The sequence below is a fragment of the Streptomyces coeruleoprunus genome, assembly GCF_039542925.1.
GTDB lineage: Bacteria > Actinomycetota > Actinomycetes > Streptomycetales > Streptomycetaceae > Streptomyces > Streptomyces coeruleoprunus.
The window spans coordinates 1,218,158-1,237,875 of the sequence record NZ_BAABIT010000001.1; the positions used below are offsets into that span (position 1 = coordinate 1,218,158).

3 protein-coding genes and 1 pseudogene are annotated in these 19,718 nt (G+C 76.1%); all 4 read right to left on the bottom strand.

The genetic code is table 11. The features are described from left to right. Positions 1-7: 7 nt before the first annotated feature. The 4 genes and pseudogenes from ABEB09_RS05485 to ABEB09_RS05500 all read right to left on the bottom strand — a co-directional run bounded on the left by ABEB09_RS05485 (position 8) and on the right by ABEB09_RS05500 (position 19,663). Positions 8-1,210 (bottom strand): adenine nucleotide alpha hydrolase family protein, encoded by a 1,203-nt coding sequence (locus ABEB09_RS05485; RefSeq protein ID WP_345687658.1) that lies wholly within the window; start codon positions 1,208-1,210, stop codon positions 8-10. Next, positions 1,207-1,842 (bottom strand): phosphopantetheine-binding protein, encoded by a 636-nt coding sequence (locus tag ABEB09_RS05490; protein ID WP_345693844.1) that lies wholly within the window; start codon positions 1,840-1,842, stop codon positions 1,207-1,209. The genes ABEB09_RS05485 and ABEB09_RS05490 overlap by 4 nt, the downstream gene beginning before the upstream one ends. Beyond that, a pseudogene (locus ABEB09_RS05495) lies at positions 1,822-4,697 on the bottom strand (amino acid adenylation domain-containing protein); the annotation flags it as partial. The gene ABEB09_RS05490 and the pseudogene ABEB09_RS05495, both read right to left, overlap by 21 nt. Then, positions 4,694-19,663, bottom strand: a complete 14,970-nt coding sequence (locus ABEB09_RS05500) for an SDR family NAD(P)-dependent oxidoreductase (protein ID WP_345687660.1) — start codon at positions 19,661-19,663, stop codon at positions 4,694-4,696. The pseudogene ABEB09_RS05495 and the gene ABEB09_RS05500, both read right to left, overlap by 4 nt. Positions 19,664-19,718: the final 55 nt, after the last annotated feature.

Here is a 19,718-nt window from a genome sequence, read left to right on the forward strand (position 1 = left end):
CCAGGTCTCAGCTCAGGCGTATGCCGAGGTCGGCGGCGACGGAACGCATGTCGAGGAAGCTGCGGGCGACGAAGCGGGCGGCGTCCTCGGAGGCGTCCATGCGCTGGAACAGGTCGACGAGGGTGCGCTCGTGCTCGTCGCGGTCGCCCTCGCCGGCGGCGATCGCCCGCACGACCTGTCCCAGCCGCTCCTCCACGTCGGCGAGGTCGAGGGAGCGGGGGAACTTGATGCTGAACGTGTTCCGGTCGTAGTCGGCGTTGCGCTTCACGGACCGGACGTGGCTGGCCGCGTTGAGCTTGTAGAACATGCAGTCCCAGTTCGTGAACGAGTAGTAGTTCAGGAGCGGGAAGAGGGTGCAGTGCGTCTCCAGGGGCGACGACTGGTAGAGGCCCTTCGCGCGCAGTTCCTCGACGATGCGGTCGGGGTCGTAGTCGTGGCGCATGGCGATGAACGGGAAGACGATCTTCGGGAGGTTCTCGTCCTCGTCGAAGAGGAGTTCCTCCAGCTGTCCGCCGAAAAGCGTGTCGGTGAGCCGCTCGCCGAAGGTCTTGTAGAAGTCGCGGACGATCTCGCGGACGTTGGACTGCATGGTGAGGATCTGCTGCGGGTCGGCGCACAGCGCGATGTACGGGATCTTCTGCCGGTACGCCATGAGGATCGCGCGCAGCACGAAGAACGTGCGGCAGGAGACGCAGGGCAGCTTCTCGTCGAGGTACTTGCCGGGCTTCTTGGGGGCGGGGCGGTTGAACACCTCGCGCATCATCAGCTTGATGTTGTCGTCGTCGGCGTCCAGCACGAACGTCGCCGGGATCTTCTCGCGGGCGAGCGCGATGTTCTGCGCCGCGTGCACGCTCTCGAACGGCACGTCGAAGGTGAAGGCGAGGACCCGCTTGCCGTAGTCGTTGACGAACTTGTCCAGCATGTACGTGCTGTCCTTGCCGCCGCTGTACATGAACAGGCAGTCGTACGCGCCGGCGGACCGCGGGGCCTGCTGGAACTCGGTGAACACCTCGCTGGTGTAGCGGTAGTTGACGAGGAGGTCCTCGGCGAAGTCCAGGTTGCAGAGGTTGCAGACCCCCTGGTCGTCGAGCACCACCCCCGGGTGATCGGCCTTGAGCGAGCAGACCTGGCAACTGGACACGGAACCCCCTGTGGTACCCGTCTGGGATCGATGTGCGGTGGTGATGGCGGTGGCGGTGGGATCGGTCATGGGCGGCGCTGCCTCCGTCCGCGTCGCTGGGCCAGCGCGGCGACGTCCCGGGTGCGGCGCCGGCCGGTCGCGGCGGGCGGGTCGGCGTCGGTCAGGTGCGCCGCCATGGCCCGTACGGTCGGGTGGCCGAACATGTCGAGGCGGGTGACCGGCCGGCCGAGCCGCTCGCGCAGGACGGCCGCGACGGAGGTGAGGCGCAGCGAGTCGCCGCCCACGTCGAAGAAGTTGTCCTCGGCGCCCACCCACTCCAGGCCCAGGACCTCGCACCAGACGTCGGCGATGCGGCGCTCCAGGTCGGTGCGGACGGCGGCGGCGCCGCCGGCGACGCGGGAAGTGCCGGGCTGGGGCAGCGCCTTGCGGTCGATCTTGCCGTTCGGGGTGAGGGGCAGCTTCGGCAGGACCAGTACGGCGGCCGGGACCATGTACGCGGGCAGGCGCTCGCGCAGGGCGGCGCGCAGCGCGTCGGGCCCGGGCGCCTCGGGGGCCGCGGGCTCGCCGGTGGCGTACGCGACGAGGCGGCGCTCCCCCGGCCGGTCCTCGCGGACGAGGGCCACCGCGGCCGTGACGCCGGGGACCTGGCGCAGCGCGGACTCGACCTCGCCCAGTTCGATGCGGTAGCCGTTCAGCTTGATCTGGCCGTCGATCCGCTCCAGGTACTCCAGGCGGCCGTCCGGCAGGTGCCGGACGAGGTCGCCGGTGCGGTAGGCGCGGCCGCTGCCGTCCTCGGGGGCGGTGACGAAGCGCTCGGCGGTCAGGTCGGGGCGGCCGAGGTAGCCGTCGGCGACGCCGTCGCCGGACAGGTACAGCTCGCCCGGGATGCCGGGCGGGACGGGGACGCCGCGTTCGTCGAGGACGTGGCAGCGGGTGTTGCCGATGGGGCGGCCGATGGTGACCGGCTCGCCGGGGCGGACCCGGTCGACGGTGGACCAGATGGTCGTCTCGGTGGGGCCGTACATGTTGTACAGGGCGCCCACGCGGGGGGCGAGCCGGTCGGCCAGCTCGGCGGGCAGCGGCTCGCCGCCGCACAGGGCGCGCAGCGCGGGGTCGCCGGGCCAGCCGGCGGCGAGGAGCATCTGCCAGGTGGTGGGCGTGGCCTGGAGCACCGTGGGGGCGGACCGCTCGACGCGCTCGCGCAGGGCGAAGCCGTCGGCGGCCACGGCCTCGGACAGCACCTCGACGGTGCCGCCGCGGATCAGCGGCAGGTACAGCTCCAGGCCGGCGATGTCGAAGCACACGGTGGTGAGTGCGAGCAGCGAGTCCCGGGAGCCGAAGCCGGGGCGGCGGGCCATGGTCCACAGGAAGTTGACCAGGGCGCGGTGGCCCACCTGGACGCCCTTGGGCAGGCCGGTGGAGCCGGAGGTGTAGATGACGTACGCGGCCGCGTCGGGGTCCGAGCGGTCGAGGGGCGGGGCGGGGACGGAGGCGCCGTGCGTCTCCGGCTGCGCGACCCGTACGGGTGTCACCGGAAGGTCCGCGAGCGTGCCGGCGAGGGCCTCGTCGGTGACGACGAGGCGGGCGCCGGAGTCCTCCAGCATGTGGCCGATGCGGGCGGGCGGGTAGATCGGGTCGATCGGCACGTACGCGGCGCCGCCCTTGAGGACGGCGAGCAGGGCGACGAGCAGGTCCGGGAGCGCCGCAGGTACACGCCGACGAGGGTGCCGGGTCCGGCGCCCAGGCCGGTGAGGCGGTGGGCCAGCCGGTCGGCGGCCTGGTCCAGCTCGCCGTAGGTCAGTTCCCGGTCCTCGAAGCGGACGGCGGTGACGTCCGGCGCGGCGCAGGCGAGGTCGGCGATCAGCCGGCTGACGGTGCGGTCGCGCGGATAGTCCTCGGCGGTGTCGTTCCACCGGCCCAGGACCAGCTCGCGCTCCTCGCCGGCGAGCAGGGGCAAGGTGCCCAGCGGACGGTGCGGCTCCTCGGCCGCCGCGCCGAGGAACAACGCGAAGTGGGCGGCCAGCCAGGCCTCGTGGTGGTGCGTCAGTTCCGTACCGCCGTGGAAGCGGACCGCGCCGTCGGCGTCGATGCGGACGGTCAGCGCCCGGCCCCGGGGCTCCGCGCCGCAGTCGTCGCCGGGCAGCAGGATCGTCACGGGCAGCCCGGTGCGGGCGGCGCCGGTGAGGGACGGGTGGCGCAGCGGGACGTCGCGCCGGTACGGGGAGCGGGCGCGGGCCGCCGACGCCTCGGCGCCGACCAGGGTGGTCAGGTCCGGCAGGGTCCGGTCGAGCAGTCCCTGCGGGGCGCGCAGCGGCACTTCGGGGGCGAGCAGGGCGGCGGCCGCCGCGGAGGGCGGCGGCGGGGCGGACAGGGCGACGTCGCGTTCGCCGCCGCGGGTCAGCCGGGCGAGGAAGGCCAGCACCGCGGCGAGCGCCACGTGCTCGGGCGCGCCGGGCACGGTGCGCAGCGCGTCGGGCAGCGGGACGGGGCCCTCGGGGCGGTCGGCCGGAGCGAGGCGGCCGAACCTCGGCGGAAGGACGGGCTCCAGCGTCTCCAGCACGCGCAGCCAGCGGCGTTCCTGCCGGTGGGCGGCACGGCCGGCCTCGGCCAGCGCCGCCACGTCCTCGTCGGTGAGGTGCGGGAAACGGCCGTCGTGCTCGCGGGCCAGGGTGTCGGCGAGGGCGGCCGGGTCGAGCCGTTCGCCGGCCGGGTCGGCCAGGTCGGTGAGGCGGACGTCGCGGTCGCCGGTCGCGACCGTGAGCGCGTCGGGTCCGGAGCCCACCACGGTGCCGGGCTCGGCCGTGGAGAGCCGGTCGGAGACCTCCACGCCCCGGACGGCGACGAGACGGTCGCCGAGGGCCAGCAGAGCGGTGCCGAAGTCGTTGCGGCGGCGCCCGAAGGCGGTGGCCCGCACCAGCGCGTCGAGTTCGGCGGCGGGCTGCCGCCAGTCGAACAGGCCGCCGCGCGGCAGCCCGTCGTACCGGCCGTGGTACGTGCGCAGGCCGAGGTCCTGCGGGGTGCGGGTGGCCGTGCCGGCGGCCAGCTCGTCGACGAGTTCGGCGAAGGACTCGATGCCCGCGTCGAAGCAGGCGACGTCGAGGTCGTGGACCGTCGCCGCCGGGTCGACCGGCACCGTGCGCTGCTTGAGGACGTCGCCGGTGTCGGCCTCGCCGGTCATCACGTGCCAGGTGACGCCGTGCTGCTTGTCGCCGTCCAGGATGGCCCAGCTGGTCGCGAACAGACCCGCGTGCCGGGGCAGCGGCCCGTCGTGGAAGTTGACCGGCAGCCGCGCGGGCAGCGCCAGCACCTCGTCCGGGAGCATCCGGAGGTTGGCGATGCTGAACAGGTAGTCGAAGCGCAGCGGCGCCAGCCGTTCGGCGAGGTCACGCCCGAACGGCACGGCCGGCAGCCCCTCGCCCTCCGCCCAGGCGACCAGCTCCGGGGAGGGGGACACCACGGCGGCCACCGTGTGTCCGCGTGCGAGGAGCAGCCTCGTGCACTCGACGAGGAGGGTCTCCTCGCCGATCACGACACAGCTGAACGGCTCGGCAGTCATCGTCCGCCTCCTTCGGACTCCCCGCGCGCGGAGAGCAGTTCGGCCAGCAGCTCTTCGACGGCTGCGTCGGACAGGCCCGCGACCAGGCGCTCGGCGTCGCCGAGCTGGGCGGACTCGGGCTCGGGCCCGGGCGCGGTCCCTGGCCGGTGTTCGGCCTCGGGCGCCGGCCCGGGTGCGGTCTCCGCGGTGGCGGAGGCCGGTGCCGGGGGTACGGAGGGGGCCGGGCGCCCCGCGGTACCGAAGTGCTCGGCGAGCTGCCGGACGGTGATCCGTTCGAACAGCAGGGTCGCGGGCTGCGGCCCGTACACCGCTTCGAGGCCGCGGGTCAGCTCCAGCACGACCAGCGAGTCCACGCCGTAGTTCTCGAAGGTGAGGTCGGGGTCCAGCTGCTCGGGCGCCATTTCCAGCACCCGGGCGAAGACCTCCGTCACCCGCTCCAGGGCGTCGTCGGGAGCGGCGGCGGCCGAAGCCCTGTCCTCGGCTCCGGGCGGCACTGGCTCCCCCGCGTCCGGCTGCTCGGCCGTGGGGCCGGCGGGCTCCACCACGCCGTCGCTGACGGCCGCGATGACGCTCTGGAAGGCCGGTCCGGCCTCCGTCGTCGGCGACCCGGCGCTGATGTGCCGGAAGCCGCAGGCCGCGAGGGCGTCGCGCCATTGCCGCTCGCTCGCCAGGGGCGAGGCGGGCATCCGCTGCTCCGGGTCGGCGAACAGCCACCACCCGGCGGTCAGGCCGAAGATCAGCGCCAGTTGGTGCTGGGGCCGGGTGCCTTCCGTGAGGAGCAGCACCCCTCCGCCGCGCAGCAGCCGCTTGGCCTGGGTCAGGGTGTGGGAGAGCCGGCGGGTGGCGTGGAGGACGTTCGTGCCGAACACCACGTCGTGGCCGCCGAGGGTCATGCCCTGGCCGGCCGGGTCGGCCTCGATGTCCAGCACCTCGAAGCGGGCGAAGGGGTGGTCCGTGCCGAACCGGCCGCGGGCCTTGCGGACGAAGGCCGGGGACACGTCCGTGAAGACGTACTCCACGGAGTCGGCGTACGGGGCGAGGGCGGCGAGCACCGCCGTCGTCGTCCCGCCCGTTCCGGCGCCCACCTCCAGGACGCGTACCGTGCCGCCTGGAGCGGCGGCCAGCCGGGCCCCGACCTGCTCGGCGACGAGCCGCGCCACCTCGGCGTTGCAGCGGTCGGTGACCGGGTCGCCCCGGTACACGGCGGCCACCCGCTCCGGCGAGCCGTCGGGGAAGAGGACCTCCATGGCACCGAGCCGTCCGGTCAGCACCTCGGGCAGGGCCGCGAGGCAGTCCCGCAGCAGCGAGGCGACCGGGACGACACCGGGGTGACGGCCCATCAGAACGTCGAGTTCCCGCACGACGTCGGCCTCGCGCTCGGCGGGGCGGCCGGCGGCGTGCACGCGGCCGGCCTCGTCGGCCCGCAGGTGGCCGGAGGCGACGAGCATGTCGAGCTGGGCCCGGAACAGCGCGGCGTGCTCGGGCACCACGCCCAGCCGTGCGGCCAGCTCCTCCCGGCCGGCGCCCCGCTCCGCCCGCGCGAACAGGCCGGCCCGGTCCAGCGCGGCCGCCAGCAGGCGGTGCGCCAGCCGCTCCAGCTCGGCCACGGCGAGCTGCTGGTCCCTCAGGTCACGGTCGTCGGCGGTGTGGGCGCGCACCTCGGGCAGCCGGGCCGGGGCGGAGCCCGGCAGCACCGTCAGGGTGCGGTCCGGGTCGATCCCCAGGTTGTCGAGGATGTGCCGGTCGGCGTCGAGCGTGAACACCTGCGGCAGAGCGGCCGCGAGCGTCCGTTCGACGACGGTCATGCCCTGTTCGGCCGTCAGGGGCCGGATGCCGGCCGCCTCGAAGCGGCGCAGGACCCGCTCCCGCTCCTCGTCGCCGCCCGCGTGCCAGTAGCCCAGGTTCAGCACCCGTACCGGGAAGGGCAGGGTGCGGGCGGCGTGCAGGGCGTAGGCGTCGGCGAACGTGCAGCCCGCCGCGTAGCCGGCCTGCCCGTGGTTGCCCTCGAATGCGACGCCGGAGGAGTAGAGGAGCACGAAGTCCAGGGGCTCGTCGCGGACCGCGCGCAGCACGCTCCAGGTCGAGTCGGCCCGGGACTCCAGGGCGGTGCGCAGCCCGTCCTCGGGCAGTTCCCGTACGACGCGGTTGACCAGCACCATCGTGGCGTTGACGACGCCGTGCAGGGCGCCGAACTCGCGCTTGGCGAGGCGTACGGCCCCGGCCAGCGCCTCCGGGTCGGTGGCGTCGAGGGCGAGGTGGCGCACCTCGGCCCCGGCCTGCTCCAGTTCGGTGAGCGTGCGGCGCCGCCGCTCGTCGAGCGGGGAGCGCCCGACGACGACCAGCTTGGCCCCGTACGTCCGGGCCAGGTGGCGGCAGGTGTCCCGGCCGACCGCGCCGAGGCCGCCGATGACGAGGTAGACCCCGCCGTGCCGGAACCGGGGCGGGCCCGCGGGCAGTTCGACGCGTTCCAGGGTGCGGACGCGGCGGACGCCGGACCGAAGGGACACCGGCACGGGCCGGGCCGGGAACGGCTCGGCCACGACTCCGGCGGCCGAGGCGGCGGCCTCGGCGGAGCGCACGTCGACCAGCGCGACCGTCAGGTTCGGGAACTCCTTGCCGACCACCATGGCCAGGCCGGCGAGGCCGGCGGCCCAGGGGGCCGAGTCGTCGCCCGGCTCGATCGGGTGGACGTCCGTGGTGACGACCTTCAGCCGCAGCGGCCGCTCCAGCAGGCCGTGCCGGTCCAGGGCGCGGACGAGGCGGTAGAGCGCGACGACGCTCCGGTCCGTCACCGCGCGCAGCGCGGCGCGGTCGGCGGGCTCCTGATCGGGCCCGGTGCCGAGGAAGTACACCAGGTCGGGCGCGTCCTGCCCGGCGAGGGCGCGGTCCAGCTCCGCGTCCGTGAGGCCGGCGGCGCCGATCGGCAGGTGCCGCACGTCCGCGTCCCCGTGGGCGCGGGCGAGGGCGAGGGCGGGCTCGGCGTCCGGCCGCTCGCCGACGAGCAGCACCGTACGGGCGGGTGCGGCCGCGCCGTCGGCGGGACGCGCGGTCCACACCGGCCGGTGGACGACCACCGTGTTCGCCTTCGCCTCGCGGTAGGTCAGGCCGGTGAACCGCACCCGCACGGCGCCCGACTCGTCGAGCAGCAGGACGTCGCAGCGGTCGGTGCCGGTCTCCTCCACGGAGGACCAGCCGGTCGCCGGGACCGGGCCGAAGACGTCGACGCGGTCGGCCGCGAACGGCAGCATCGGCCGGGCGTGCGCACCCCTGCGCCGGACCAGGAGCGCCGCGACGGTGTGCAGGGCGGCGTCCAGGACGCCCGGGTGCAGGGCGTGCGCCGGGTCGCCGGCGGGCGCCTCTCCGATGCGGCCGAGCACGTCGTCCCGGCCGGTCCACACCTGGCGGACCCGGCGGAAGAACGGTCCGTACGGCAGTCCCTGTCCTTCGAGGAGCCGGTAGAACGCGGCCTGGTCGGGGCCGGTGTCCAGCCGGTCCCGCAGCGCGGCCACGTCGAGCGCGGGGGGCGCCGCCGGGGCGTCCTCCAGGCGGCCGTACGAGCGGACGGCGCCGTCGGGTCCCCGTACCTCGTAGCGGTCCGCGTCGAACGCCACGGTCACGCGGGCCTCCTGGCCGGTCACGGCCAGCGGGGCCACCCAGCGGACGTCCGCGAAGGCCCGCCCGGTCAGCCCGCCGCTCGCCTCGGCGACGAGGTCGAGGTGCCCCACGCCGGGCAGGATCGGGCGGCCGTCGACGACGTGGTCCCGCAGCACGGGCGCACCGGCGCGCAGTGTGGTCTCCCAGGTGCGGGCCTCGCGTGCCGCGCCCCCTGCCGCCGGGGCGGCCGGGTGCCTCGCGGTGGCCGGGGCGGGCGCGTCGGCCGGGGTCGCCGGAGACGGGCCGGTGGTCAGCCAGTGCCGTACCCGCTCGAACGGGTAGGTCGGCAGCGGAACCCGGCGGCGTACGCCCGGCCGGAGCCGGTGCACCAGGTCCCAGTCGACGGTGATGCCCGACACCCACAGCCGTGCCAGCATGTCGTCGTCGCCGACCCGGATCTGGGCGGACAGGAAGTCCTCGCCGCCGATGCCGTCGGTGAACAGGCCGGCGAGCGGCGGGTGCTGCTCGACCCGGCCGCGGTGCAGCCACTGGCCGCCCTCGCCCCGGCCGGCGGCCGTGAGCTTCGCCGCGGCGTCGGCGACGTCGGCGGCGACGAACGCCAGCCGCTCGGCCAGCGGCTCCCGGCCGGCCCGCAGCGTGTACGAGACGTCGGCGAGGCGCAGCGGCGCGGCCGGTTCGGCCAGCGCGCGGCCCAGTTCGGCGGCGTACGCGCGCAGCCGGTCCGCGTCGCGGGCGGACAGCACGATCAGCTCGGGCGTCCCGGGGTCCGCCGGGGCGGGCTCGGGCGCCACGTACTCCTCGAGCACGACGTGCGCGTTGGTGCCGCCCGCGCCGAAGGAGCTGACGGCGGCGCGGCGCGGCAGCGACCGGCCGTCCGCGTCGTACGGGCGCGGCCAGGGGGCGGTCTCGCGCTGGATCGTGAACGGCGAGCGCGCGAAGTCGATGACCGGGTTGGGCTCGTCGGCGTGCAGCGTGGGCAGCAGCGTGCCGTTCCGCAGCTGGAGGACCGCCTTGGTGAGCCCGGCGATGCCGGCCGCGCCCTCCAGGTGGCCGATGGCCGACTTGACGGAGCCGAGCGCGCAGAACCCGGTGTCGGCGGTGTGCCGGGCGAACGCCTGGGCCAGCGCGGTGTGCTCGATCGGGTCGCCGAGCGCGGTGCCGGTGCCGTGCGCCTCGACGCAGCCGATGGTGCGCGCGTCGATGCCCGCGTCCGCCAGCGCCTGTTCCACCAGGGCCTGCTGGGCGTGCGGGTTGGGCACGGTGAAGCCGCTGGTGCGGCCGCCGTGGTTGACGGCGGTCGCCCGGATCACGGCGTGCACGGTGTCGCCGTCGCGGACGGCGTCCGACAGCCGCTTCAGGACCACCGCGCCGACGCCCTCGCCCGGCACGTAGCCGCTGCCGCCCGCGCCGAAGGCACGGCACCGGCCGTCGGCGGACAGCATCGTCTTACGGCTGAGGTGGACGTACTTGTCCGGGTGGACGGCCACGTTGACGCCGCCCGCGATCGCGTAGGAGCACTCGCCGCGGCGGATGCTCTCGCACGCCTGGTGGACGGCCACGAGGGACGCCGAGCAGGCGGTGTCGACCACGACGCTGGGGCCGCGGAAGTCGCCGAAGTACGACACCTGGTTGGCGATCGAGGACCGGTTGGCCAGGACCACCTGGTGGTTGCCGCGCGCGGACTCGGTGGCCGCGAGGACGGCGTAGTCGTCCCACATGACGCCGACGAACACGCCGACGTCGTGGCCCTGCCCGCCGAACCGGGGGGCGGGGATGCGCGACGGCGGGTAGCCCGCGTTCTCCAGCGCCGACCAGGCCGTCTCCAGGAACAGCCGCTCCTGCGGGTCCATCGAGCGGGCCTGCTTGGGCGAGATCTGGAAGAACAGCGAGTCGAAGGAGTCCACGTCGGACAGGAAGCCGCCCCAACGGCTGTAGCTGCGCCCCGGGGCCGCCGGGTCGGGGTCGTACAGGGCGTCGGCGTCCCAGCGGTCGGCGGGCACCTCGGTCACGCAGTCGCGGCCTGCGGCGAGGTTGCGCCAGAACTCGTCGAGGTCACGGGCCTGCGGGTAGCGGCCGCTGAGGCCGATGACGGCGATGGGGTCGTCGTCCCGGGCTGCCGGGCGGGACGGCTCGGGACGCGCCGGGCGGGGGGCCTCGGCCGTGGGGCGCACCTCCTGGACGGGGGCGAGGGCGGACGCGGTCCCTGCCTCGTGGACCGGGGCGGCCGTGGGCGCGGTCCGCGGCTCCGGGAAGAGGCGGGCGACGGCCTCCGGGTGCTCGGCGAGCACGTGGTCGGCCAGCTCGTCGACGGTCCGGTACTCGAAGAACACCGTGCCGCGCAGCCCCGGGAAGTCCTTGCCGAGCAGCGAGTTGGACTCCATGACCAGCACCGAGTCCAGGCCGTAGTCGTCGAGCGGGACCCGGCTGTCGAGCCGGCCCACGGGCAGCTTGAGCACGCCCGCGAGGACGTCCCGCAGGTGTTCGACGAGCCGCGCGCGCGGCCCGTCCCCGGCCGGCCGGGCGGACGGGGGGACGGCGGCCGGTGCGCCCGCGGGGGCATCGGTGAGCGCGGCGTCCATGGCCGCCGGGTCGCCCCAGGCGGGGACCAGCCAGGCCAGGCCGGGCGCGAAGGAGCGCGTGAACGCGGTCAGCGCCTGCCCGGCGTCGAGCGCCCGCATGCCGCTGCGCCGGGTGTACGCGGCGCGTTCCTGCTCCCGTACGAGACCGTCGACGCCGCCGGCCGACCAGAGCGGCCAGCCGAGGGAGAGGCTGCGGCCGTGCCGTTCGCCGCGGCGCGCGCGGGTGTCGCGCTCCATGGTGAAGAGGTCCGCGAAGCGGTTGGCGGTGGCGTAGCTCGCGGCGCCGAAGTCGCCGATCAGCGAGGACACGGAGGAGAAGACGACGAACAGGTCGAGGGCGTCGTCCCGGGTGAGCCGGTCCAGGTGGACCAGGCCGTGCGTCTTCGCCGCCAGCACCCGCGCGAACCGGCTGTGGTCGCCGTCGGTGGCGCGGCCGTCGGTGGCGACGCCGGCGAGGTGGAACACCCCGTGGAGGGCGCCGAACCGGTCCCGGGCGGCCGTCAGGGCCGCGTCGAGGCCGTCCGCGTCGGTCACGTCGGCGCGCAGGGCGAGGACTTCGGCGCCGAGGCCGGTCAGCGTGCGGTGCCAGGCGCGTGCGTCCGCGTCCGGCTCGGAGCGGCCGATGAGCACCAGCTTCGCGCGGTGGGCGCGCGCCAGGTGCTCGGCGAGGATCCGGCCGATGGCTCCGGCGCCTCCGGTGAGGACGTAGACGCCCTCGTCCCGCAGGGGCGGCGCGGCGTCACCGGTGGCGGCGAGCGGGCGCAGGGCGCGCACCTCGCGGTCGCCCGTCGCCGTCCTGCGGACCTCGACACCGCCCGCTCGGGGCGCGGCCCGCAGCTCGACGGCCACGGCGGAGGCCAGTTCGGCGGCGGGCGCGTCGGGGTCGATGCCGAGGGTCAGCAGCTCGAAGCGCGGTGCCACGGGGGCCGTGGAGCGCGCGAACCCGGCGAGCGCGGCCCACTCCGGCCGGTCGTCGCCGCCGTCCTGGGCGTGGACGAGCAGACAGCGCACCCGCCCGGGCAGCGCACCGGACTCCACCGCGCGCAGCACGTCGAGCACCGTGGCGCAGAGGCGGTCGAGCGCGGCCGCGGGCGACGTGCCCCCGGACGACCCGCGCTCGTCCGGCCCGCGGACGAGGGCGATGTCCAGGCCCTCGGCACCGGCGGCCTCGGCGAGGGCGCCGGCCAGTCCGTCGGCGTCCTCGGGAACGGAGGTGACGTGGCGCCACGCACCGGTGGCGGCCAGCGCGGACGCGAGTTCCGGGTGCCGTCCGACCAGGACGAGCGTCCCGGCGGCACTCCCCTGCTCGGGTTCCGCGGCCACGCGCCAGTACGGCTCGTAGAACCGCGCCTCACCGGTCGCCCCGCTTCCGGGGCCGGCGGGCGCCCGCCCCGTGGCGGCGAGGCCGGGAGAGGCCGAGGACGGGGCGGCTCCGGCGTGGTCCGCGCCGGCGGAGGCCCCGGCCGGGGCGGCGGAGGCCGAGAGGGCCGGCGAGGCGGAGGCCCCGGAGGCGGCCGCGGGGGACGGGCCCGTCGTGGGGGTCCGGCCCGCGAAGTCCCGTAGCGTCGCCAGCACGCGGCCGTGCTCGTCGTACACGGTCAGGTCGAAGCGGCGGACGCCGGCCGTCTCGCCGGCCAGCCGGGCGTGGGCGTGGCAGACGGGGGTCAGCGGCGCGAACACATCGAGGGTGCCCAGGCTGAACGGAACGGCGAGTTCGCCCGGGCGCGGCGCGGTCGTCCTGCCCGCCCAGTGGCATGCCCGCAGGGCGCCGTCGAGCAGCGCGGGCGGCACCTCGGGGCCGTTCGCCGGGACGTCGGCGGAGAGCCGGACCAGCGCCTCACCGGGACCGCTCAGGATCTCGTCGACGACCCGGAACGAGGGGCCGTAGCCGAAGCCCGCGGCGGCGTAGTCGGCGTAGGCGGCCGCCCGGTCGCGTACGGGGGTGAGCCGGCCGCGCAGGGCGGCGAGGTCGTGGGCGGTGCCCGCGTCGTCGGGTGCGGGGGCGGCGGCGCCGCGGGCGTGGGTGACGCGCTCCCCGCCGGTCTCGCTGTACACCTCGAAGGCCAGGGCGTCGCCGTCGCGCCGGTACGACACGTACAACGCCAGTTCGCCGTGCGGGACTTCGACGGGCCTGCCCCAGACGACCTCGCGCAGGGAGTGGCGGACGCCCGGCTCGGCGAGACCGGCGGCGGCGCGGACGAACTCCAGGGTGGCGGCGCCGGCGAGCATCGCCCGGCCCTCGATGACGTGGTCGCGCAGCAGCGGGTCGCCGGCGCGCAGGGTCTTGCGGAACCGCAGCTCGGCGACCGTGGACTCGTTGGCGTCCACGAGCGGGTGCGGTGCGGCCGCGCCGAGGTCGGGGTCGAGCGGGATCCAGTGGCGCTCGTCGGCGAAGGGGTAGCGCGGGGCGCGCACCCGGCGCGGGGCGGGGCCCGGCCGGGAGGCGTGCCAGGCGGCCCAGTCGACGTCGGCGCCGGTCAGCCAGCGCCGCGCGTGCTCGGCCAGCGGGCCGTCGCCGGGGGTCTCGGGGGCCGGGCCGCCCTCGGCGTAGCGGCGCAGCGCGGCGAGGATGCCGGCGCCGTCGGCGGCCAGGACGGCGAGGCGGGCCTCCATGGGCTCGCGCCCGACCTGGGTGGTGAAGCACAGGTCGGCGAGCGGGACCCGTTCGGTCTCCAGGAACCGCGCGGCCTGTGCGGCGTAGGCGCGCAGGCGCTCCTCGTCGCGGGCGGACAGCAGGAACAGGACGGGCTCGTCGGCGCGCTGCTCGCCCGCCGGGGCGGTGGCGAGCGGTTCGGGGCGCGGCGACTCCTCCAGTACGAGGTGCGCGTTGCTGCCGCCGGCGCCGAAGGAGCTGAGCGCGGCGCGGCGCGGCCGGTCCCCGTCGGGCCAGGGGGCGAGTTCGCGCTGCACGCGGAACGGCGAGCGGTCGAAGTCGATGTTCGGGTTCAGTTCTGCGGAGTGCAGCGACGGCACCAGCGTGCGGTGGGCGAACTGGAGCAGCACCTTGGTGAGTCCGGCCATGCCGGCGGCCGACTCCAGGTGGCCGACGTTGGACTTGACGGAGCCGATGGGCCAGGTGCCGGGGGCGGGTGCGTCGGCGGCCGGGGCGTCGGTGGCCGGCGAACGGTAGGCGTGGGTGAGGCCGGTCAGCTCGATGGGGTCGCCGAGGGCGGTGCCGGTGCCGTGGGCCTCGACGTACCCGATGTCGGCCGGGGAGACACCGGCCTGCTCCATGGCGGCGCTGATGGCACGCTGCTGGGCGCGCGGATTGGGGACCGTGTAGCCGTTGGTGCGGGCGCCGTGGTTGACGGCGCTGCCGAGGATGACGCCGTGGATGCGGTCCCCGTCCTCCAGGGCCTTGCGGTACGGCTTGAGCAGGACGGCGCCGACGCCTTCGCCGGGTACGTAGCCGTCGCCGCCGGCGCCGAAGGCACGGCACCGGCCGTCGGAGGACAGGAAGCGCCCCTGGCTGAGGAACGCGTACTTGTAGGGGTGGACGGAGACGTTGACGCCGCCGGCGACCGCGAGTTCGCTCTCGCCCCTGCGCAGGCTCTCGCAGGCCAGGTGGATGGCGGTGAGCGAGGACGAGCACATGGTGTCGAGGGCCATGCTGGGGCCGGACAGGTCCAGGGCGTGGCTGACGCGGTTGGCGATCGTCGCGAAGGAGGAGCCGGTGAGGGGGCGGCCGCCGCGCAGGGCGTCCAGGGCGCCGTGGAACTGGTACTCGCCGTACATGACGCCGACGTACACGCCGACGGGGCGGCCGGCGAGGTCGGCGCGGCGGTAGCCGGCGTCCTCCAGGACGTGCCAGGCGTTCTGCAGGAACAGCCGCTCCTGCGGGTCCATCAGTTCGGCCTGGCGCGGGGAGATGCCGAAGAACAGGGGGTCGAAGCGGTCCACGTGGCGCAGGAAGCCGCCCCACCGGGTGTGGGCACGGCCGGGCGCCGCCGGGTCGGGGTCGTACCAGCGGGTGTGGTCCCAGCGGTCCGCGGGGATCTCGCCGACGCAGTCGCGGCCGGCCACGAGGTTGGCCCAGAACTCGTCGACGTCGTCCGCGAGCGGGTAGCGGCCGGCCAGGCCGATGACGGCGACGGCGTCGTCCTCGGGTACGGGTTGCGGCCGGGGCGGGGCGGGGCGCCGGGTGCGGGCGGCCCGCACGGTCCTGCCGGGGCGCGCCGTGGCGGCCGCGACGGGCGCGGCGGGGGCGGGGCGGCGGTCGGCGCCGAGCTCGGCGGCGTGGTGCTCGGCGAAGTAGCCGGCCAGCTCGCCGAGGGTGCCGTACTCGAAGAACAGCGTCTTGGACAGGGCGTCGAAGTGGCGGTCGAGCTCGCGGTTGAGCTTGGTGATCATCAGCGAGTCGATGCCGAGGCGGTCGAACGGGGCGTCCTCGGCCAGTTCCGCCGGGTCGAGGCCGGTCTCGGCGGCGATCAGCCCGCGCAGCAGGCGCAGGGCGTCGCCGCGCGGGCCGTCGCCGGTCCCGTCGCCGATTCCGTCACCGGTCCCGTCTCCCGCGGCCGGCAGCGGCTTCGCGGAGGCGGGGGCGGGGGCGGGGGCGGTGAGCGTGGCGGTGATCCGCTCGACGTCCCCGTACGCGGCGACGAGCGCGCCGGGCGTGCCGAGCGCCCGCTCCAGCAGGTCCAGGCCGGTCGTGGTGGGCAGGACGCCGAAGCCGGTGCGGGCGGCGATCTCCGCGGCGGCCTCGGGGGTCTGGCGCATGCCGCCGTCGGCCCACATGGGCCAGGCGATCGCGGTGACCCGGCCGCCGCGTTCGGCGTACGCCTCCAGGTAGGCGTTGGCGTAGGCGTAGTCGGTCTGTCCGGCGCTGCCGATGTGGGCGGCGATCGAGGAGAACGCGACGAAGAAGTCCAGCGGGTCGTCGGCGGTGGCGGCGTCCAGGGCGCGCAGGCCGTCGGCCTTGGGCGCCAGGACGGCGGCGAGGTCGTCGGGCGACTTCGTCAGGGCGAAGCCGTCGCGCAGCACGCCCGCCGCGTGCACGACGCCGTTGAGGGGCCCGAACTCGGCGCGTACGGCGGCCAGGCACGCGGCGACGGCGTCCGCGTCGGACACGTCGACACGGCGGTGCGTGATCCGCTCGTCGGGCTCGGCCGCGGGCGGTTCGCCGCGGCCGAGCAGGACCACGCGGGCGTCGGCCCGGCTCAGCAGCCGGTCGGCGACGGCGCGGCCGAGTCCGCCCGTACCACCGCTGATGACGTAGACGCCGCCGTCGCGGACGGCGACCGGCTCGGCGGCGGGTGCGGGCGCGGCGTGCGGGACGCGGCGGCCGGACGGGGTGTACGCGACCTCCGGGTCACGGCCGTCGGCGGCCAGTTCGGCGGAGAGGGCGGCCGCTTCGTCCACGCCCTCGGCGAGGCCGATGGCCTGGAGGGCGAGGAGGGGGTTCTCCGCCCGTACGGCGCGGGCGAAGCCGGCCAGCGCCGCCCGCTCCGGGCGGGCACCGGCCTCGTCGTGGCGGTGGATCAGCAGGACGCGCACGGGCGCCGTGGGGCGGGCCCGCAGCAGCTGCTGCACCAGGCGCAGGGCCTGTTCGGGTGCGGGCTCGTCCACCAGGACGGTGGCCGGGGCGGCGGTGGGGGCCCCTTCGGCGGCGAGGGACGTGACGTCCTCGGCGCCCAGGGAGGTGAGGATCCCGGCGAGCCGGGTGCGGCGGTCCTCGCTCGCGGCGACGACCACGGCGGGGCCACCGGTGTGCTGCCGAACCTGCTCCCGAACCTGCTCCCGAACCTCCCCGTCGATCCGCTCCGCCGGGGCGTCCACCCAGCGGCGGACCAGCAGGGCCGCCTCGCGGGGGCCGCCGAGCACGCGGACGGCGAGGTCGCCGAGCCGGGCCAGCACATGGCCCCGGGCGTCGACGACGGTCAGGTCGGCGCGCGCCGACCGCTCCCCCGACTGACCGACCGTCACATGGACGCGGCAGGGCCCGGTCACCGGGGCGTGCACGGTCAGCTCGCCGAGGGCCAGGGGCAGGAAGCCCTCGGCGGCGTCGCCGTAGGAGCGGGCGAGCAGCACCACCAGGGCGTGCAGGGCGCCGTCCAGGAGGGCGGGGTTGAGCACGGCGCCGTCCAGGGCGGCTCCGTCGGGCAGCTCCAGGGTGGCCAGGGCCTCCCCCTCACCCGCCCGCACCTCGGCCAGGGCGCGCATCCGGGGCCCGTAGTCGAGCCCGTGGGCGCGCAGCAGGGTGTAGCAGTCGGCGTGCGGGATCGTTTCGGTGCAGCGGCCGGCCACGGCCTCCAGGTCCAGCGGGGACGGCGGTTCGACGGCCCCGGGGTGGATCTCGCCGGCCGCGTGGACCCGCTCCTCGTCCTCACCGGGTTCGGTGACCCCGAAGCCGACGGTGTCGCGCTCGTGCCACAGGGAGACCAGCGCGGTGCGCGGTCCGCCGGCGTACGACAGGAGCTGCTCGAAGGACACGCCGCGCAGCCGGACCGGGCCGCCGACGGCCAGTTCGCCGGCGGCGCGGGCCAGTTCCAGGTAGCCGACGGCGGGCATGACGGGCTCTCCCGCGACCCGGTGGTCGGCCAGGTAGAACTCGTCGCCCGTGCGGGAGCTGCGGTAGGCGAGGGTGTCCAGGGTCGAGACGTTCTCGTCCAGCATGGGGTGCGGGCCGTGCCCGGCGACCGGGGCGCTCGGGTCGTCGGTGGCGTCCGGGCCGGTCATCCAGCAGCGGCGCCCCTCGAACGGGTACGTCGGCAGCGGGACGCGCCCGCGCTCCTCACCGGCGAACCAGGCGTCCCAGTCGACCTCCGCCCCGGCCTCCCAGGCCCGGGCCACGGCGCCCCACGGCCCGTCGGCCACGCCGAGTGCGGTGCCCCGCACCTCGTCGCCCGCGCCGCGCAGGGGGATCCGGGCGCCGCGGCCCGTGGCGGGGCGGGACGCGTCCCGGCCCGGGTCGTCCAGCCGGGCCACGCCGTCGGCCAGGTCCAGCGCACCGGTCACACAGGCCGCGACGAGCGCGGCGGGCCCGTCGCCGTGGACGGCGGCCGGGCGCAGGCCCCAGCCGAGCCAGAGCCGGCCCAGCGCGTACTGCACGGCGAACGCCCGGCCGCGCTCGCCCCGGCCGTCCGCGCCGGCGGCGAGAGCCGCGTCGTGGTGTTCGGCGAAGGCGGGTTCGGCGGCACGCCACCGCTCGGCGAGGGCCGCGGCGTCGGCGACGTCCTCCGTGAAGACGAACGACACCTCGCCCGCCGCCGGGCGCGCCGGGATCTCCGCCGCGCGCAGGGCCCGAGCGAGCGCGGCGCGGTCGTCGCCGGTGACGGCGAGGCGGTACTCGTGGGCCCGGCGCCCCACCGCGAGCGTGTAGGCGACGTCCCCGAGCGCGGCCCGCTCGTCGCCCTCCAGGTGGGCGGCCAGGTCGTCGGCCGCGGTGCGCAGCGCGCTCGCCGTGCGGGCGGACAGCACCAGCACCTGGCCGGTGCGCGAGTCGCCCGTGGCCGGGACGGGCGGGGCCTCCTCCAGTACGGCGTGCGCGTTGGTGCCGCCGATGCCGAAGGAGCTGACGCCGGCGCGCAGGGGGCCCTCCGCGGTCCACGGCGTGGTGTCGGTGGCGACCTTGAAGGGGCCGGCGGCGAAGTCGATGGCCGGGTTGGGCGTCCGGTGGTTCACCGTGGGCACCAGGGTGCGGTGCTTCATCATCAGCACCGTCTTGATCACACCGGCGACGCCCGCCGCGGCGTCGAGGTGGCCGATGTTGGACTTGACCGAGCCGATGGCGCAGAAGCCCCGGTCCGGGGTGGCCGCGCGGAACGCCTTGGTGAGGGCGGAGACCTCGACCGGGTCGCCGAGGCGGGTGGCGGTGCCGTGGGCCTCGACGTAGCCGATCGAGCGGGGGTCGACGCCGGACACGGTGTGCGCCTCGCGGATGACGGCGGTCTGTCCGGCGGCGCCGGGCGCGGCGAAACTGACCTTGCCGGAGCCGTCGTTGTTGGTCGCCGTGCCCTTGATCACGGCGTGGATCGTGTCCCGGTCGGCGAGCGCGTCGCGCAGGGGCTTGAGGACGAGGACGCCCACGCCGTTGCCGAGGACGGTGCCGCTGGCGTCGGCGTCGAAGGTGCGGACGTGGCCGTCCCGGGAGAGGATCGCGCCCTCTTCGTACAGATAGCCCTTGGCCTGCGGGAGTTTGACGGTGACGCCGCCCGCGAGTGCCATGTCGCACTCGCCGTTGATGAGGCCCTGGCAGGCGAGGTGGATGGCGACGAGGGAGGTGGAGCAGGCCGTCTGCACGGTGTAGCTCGGCCCCTTGAGGTCGAGCTTGTAGGAGAGCCGGGTGGCGAGGAAGTCCTTGTCGTTGCCGACCATCACCGCGAAGTGGTTCGAGGTGGTGGTCTGGTCGACGTTCGGCAGGACCTGCTGCTGGAGGTACGTGTTGATCGCGGCGCCGGCGTAGACGCTGATCAGCCCGTCGTAGCGGGCCGGGTCGTAGCCGGCGTGCTCCAGGGCGGCGTGCCCGGCCGTGAGCAGGATCCGCTGCTGCGGGTCGGTGAACGCGGCCTCGGCCGGGGTGAATTCGAAGTATCCGGTGTCGAAGAGGTCCACGTCCGGGATCACGCCGTGCGCCGGGACGTACCCCGGGTCGTCGAGCAGCCGCGCGGGTACGCCCGCGGCGGCCAGCTCCTCGCGGCTGAAGCGGGTGATGCCCTCCCGGCCCTCGCTCAGCAGACGCCAGAAGGACTCCAGGTCGTCGGCGCCGGGGAAGCGTCCGGCCATGCCGATGATCGCGACATCCGTCTCGGCCGCCTGGGCCTCGGGGCTGCTCACTGGCCCAACTCTCCCTTTCCGTTTGCCCGTCCGGGTCGCGGACGGGCGGGTGGCT

What these genes read in the sequence shown, in the direction of transcription:
- ABEB09_RS05485 (WP_345687658.1), bottom strand. Translation starts at nt 1,210, where the DNA reads ATGACCGATCCCACCGCCACCGCCATCACCACCGCACATCGATCCCAG.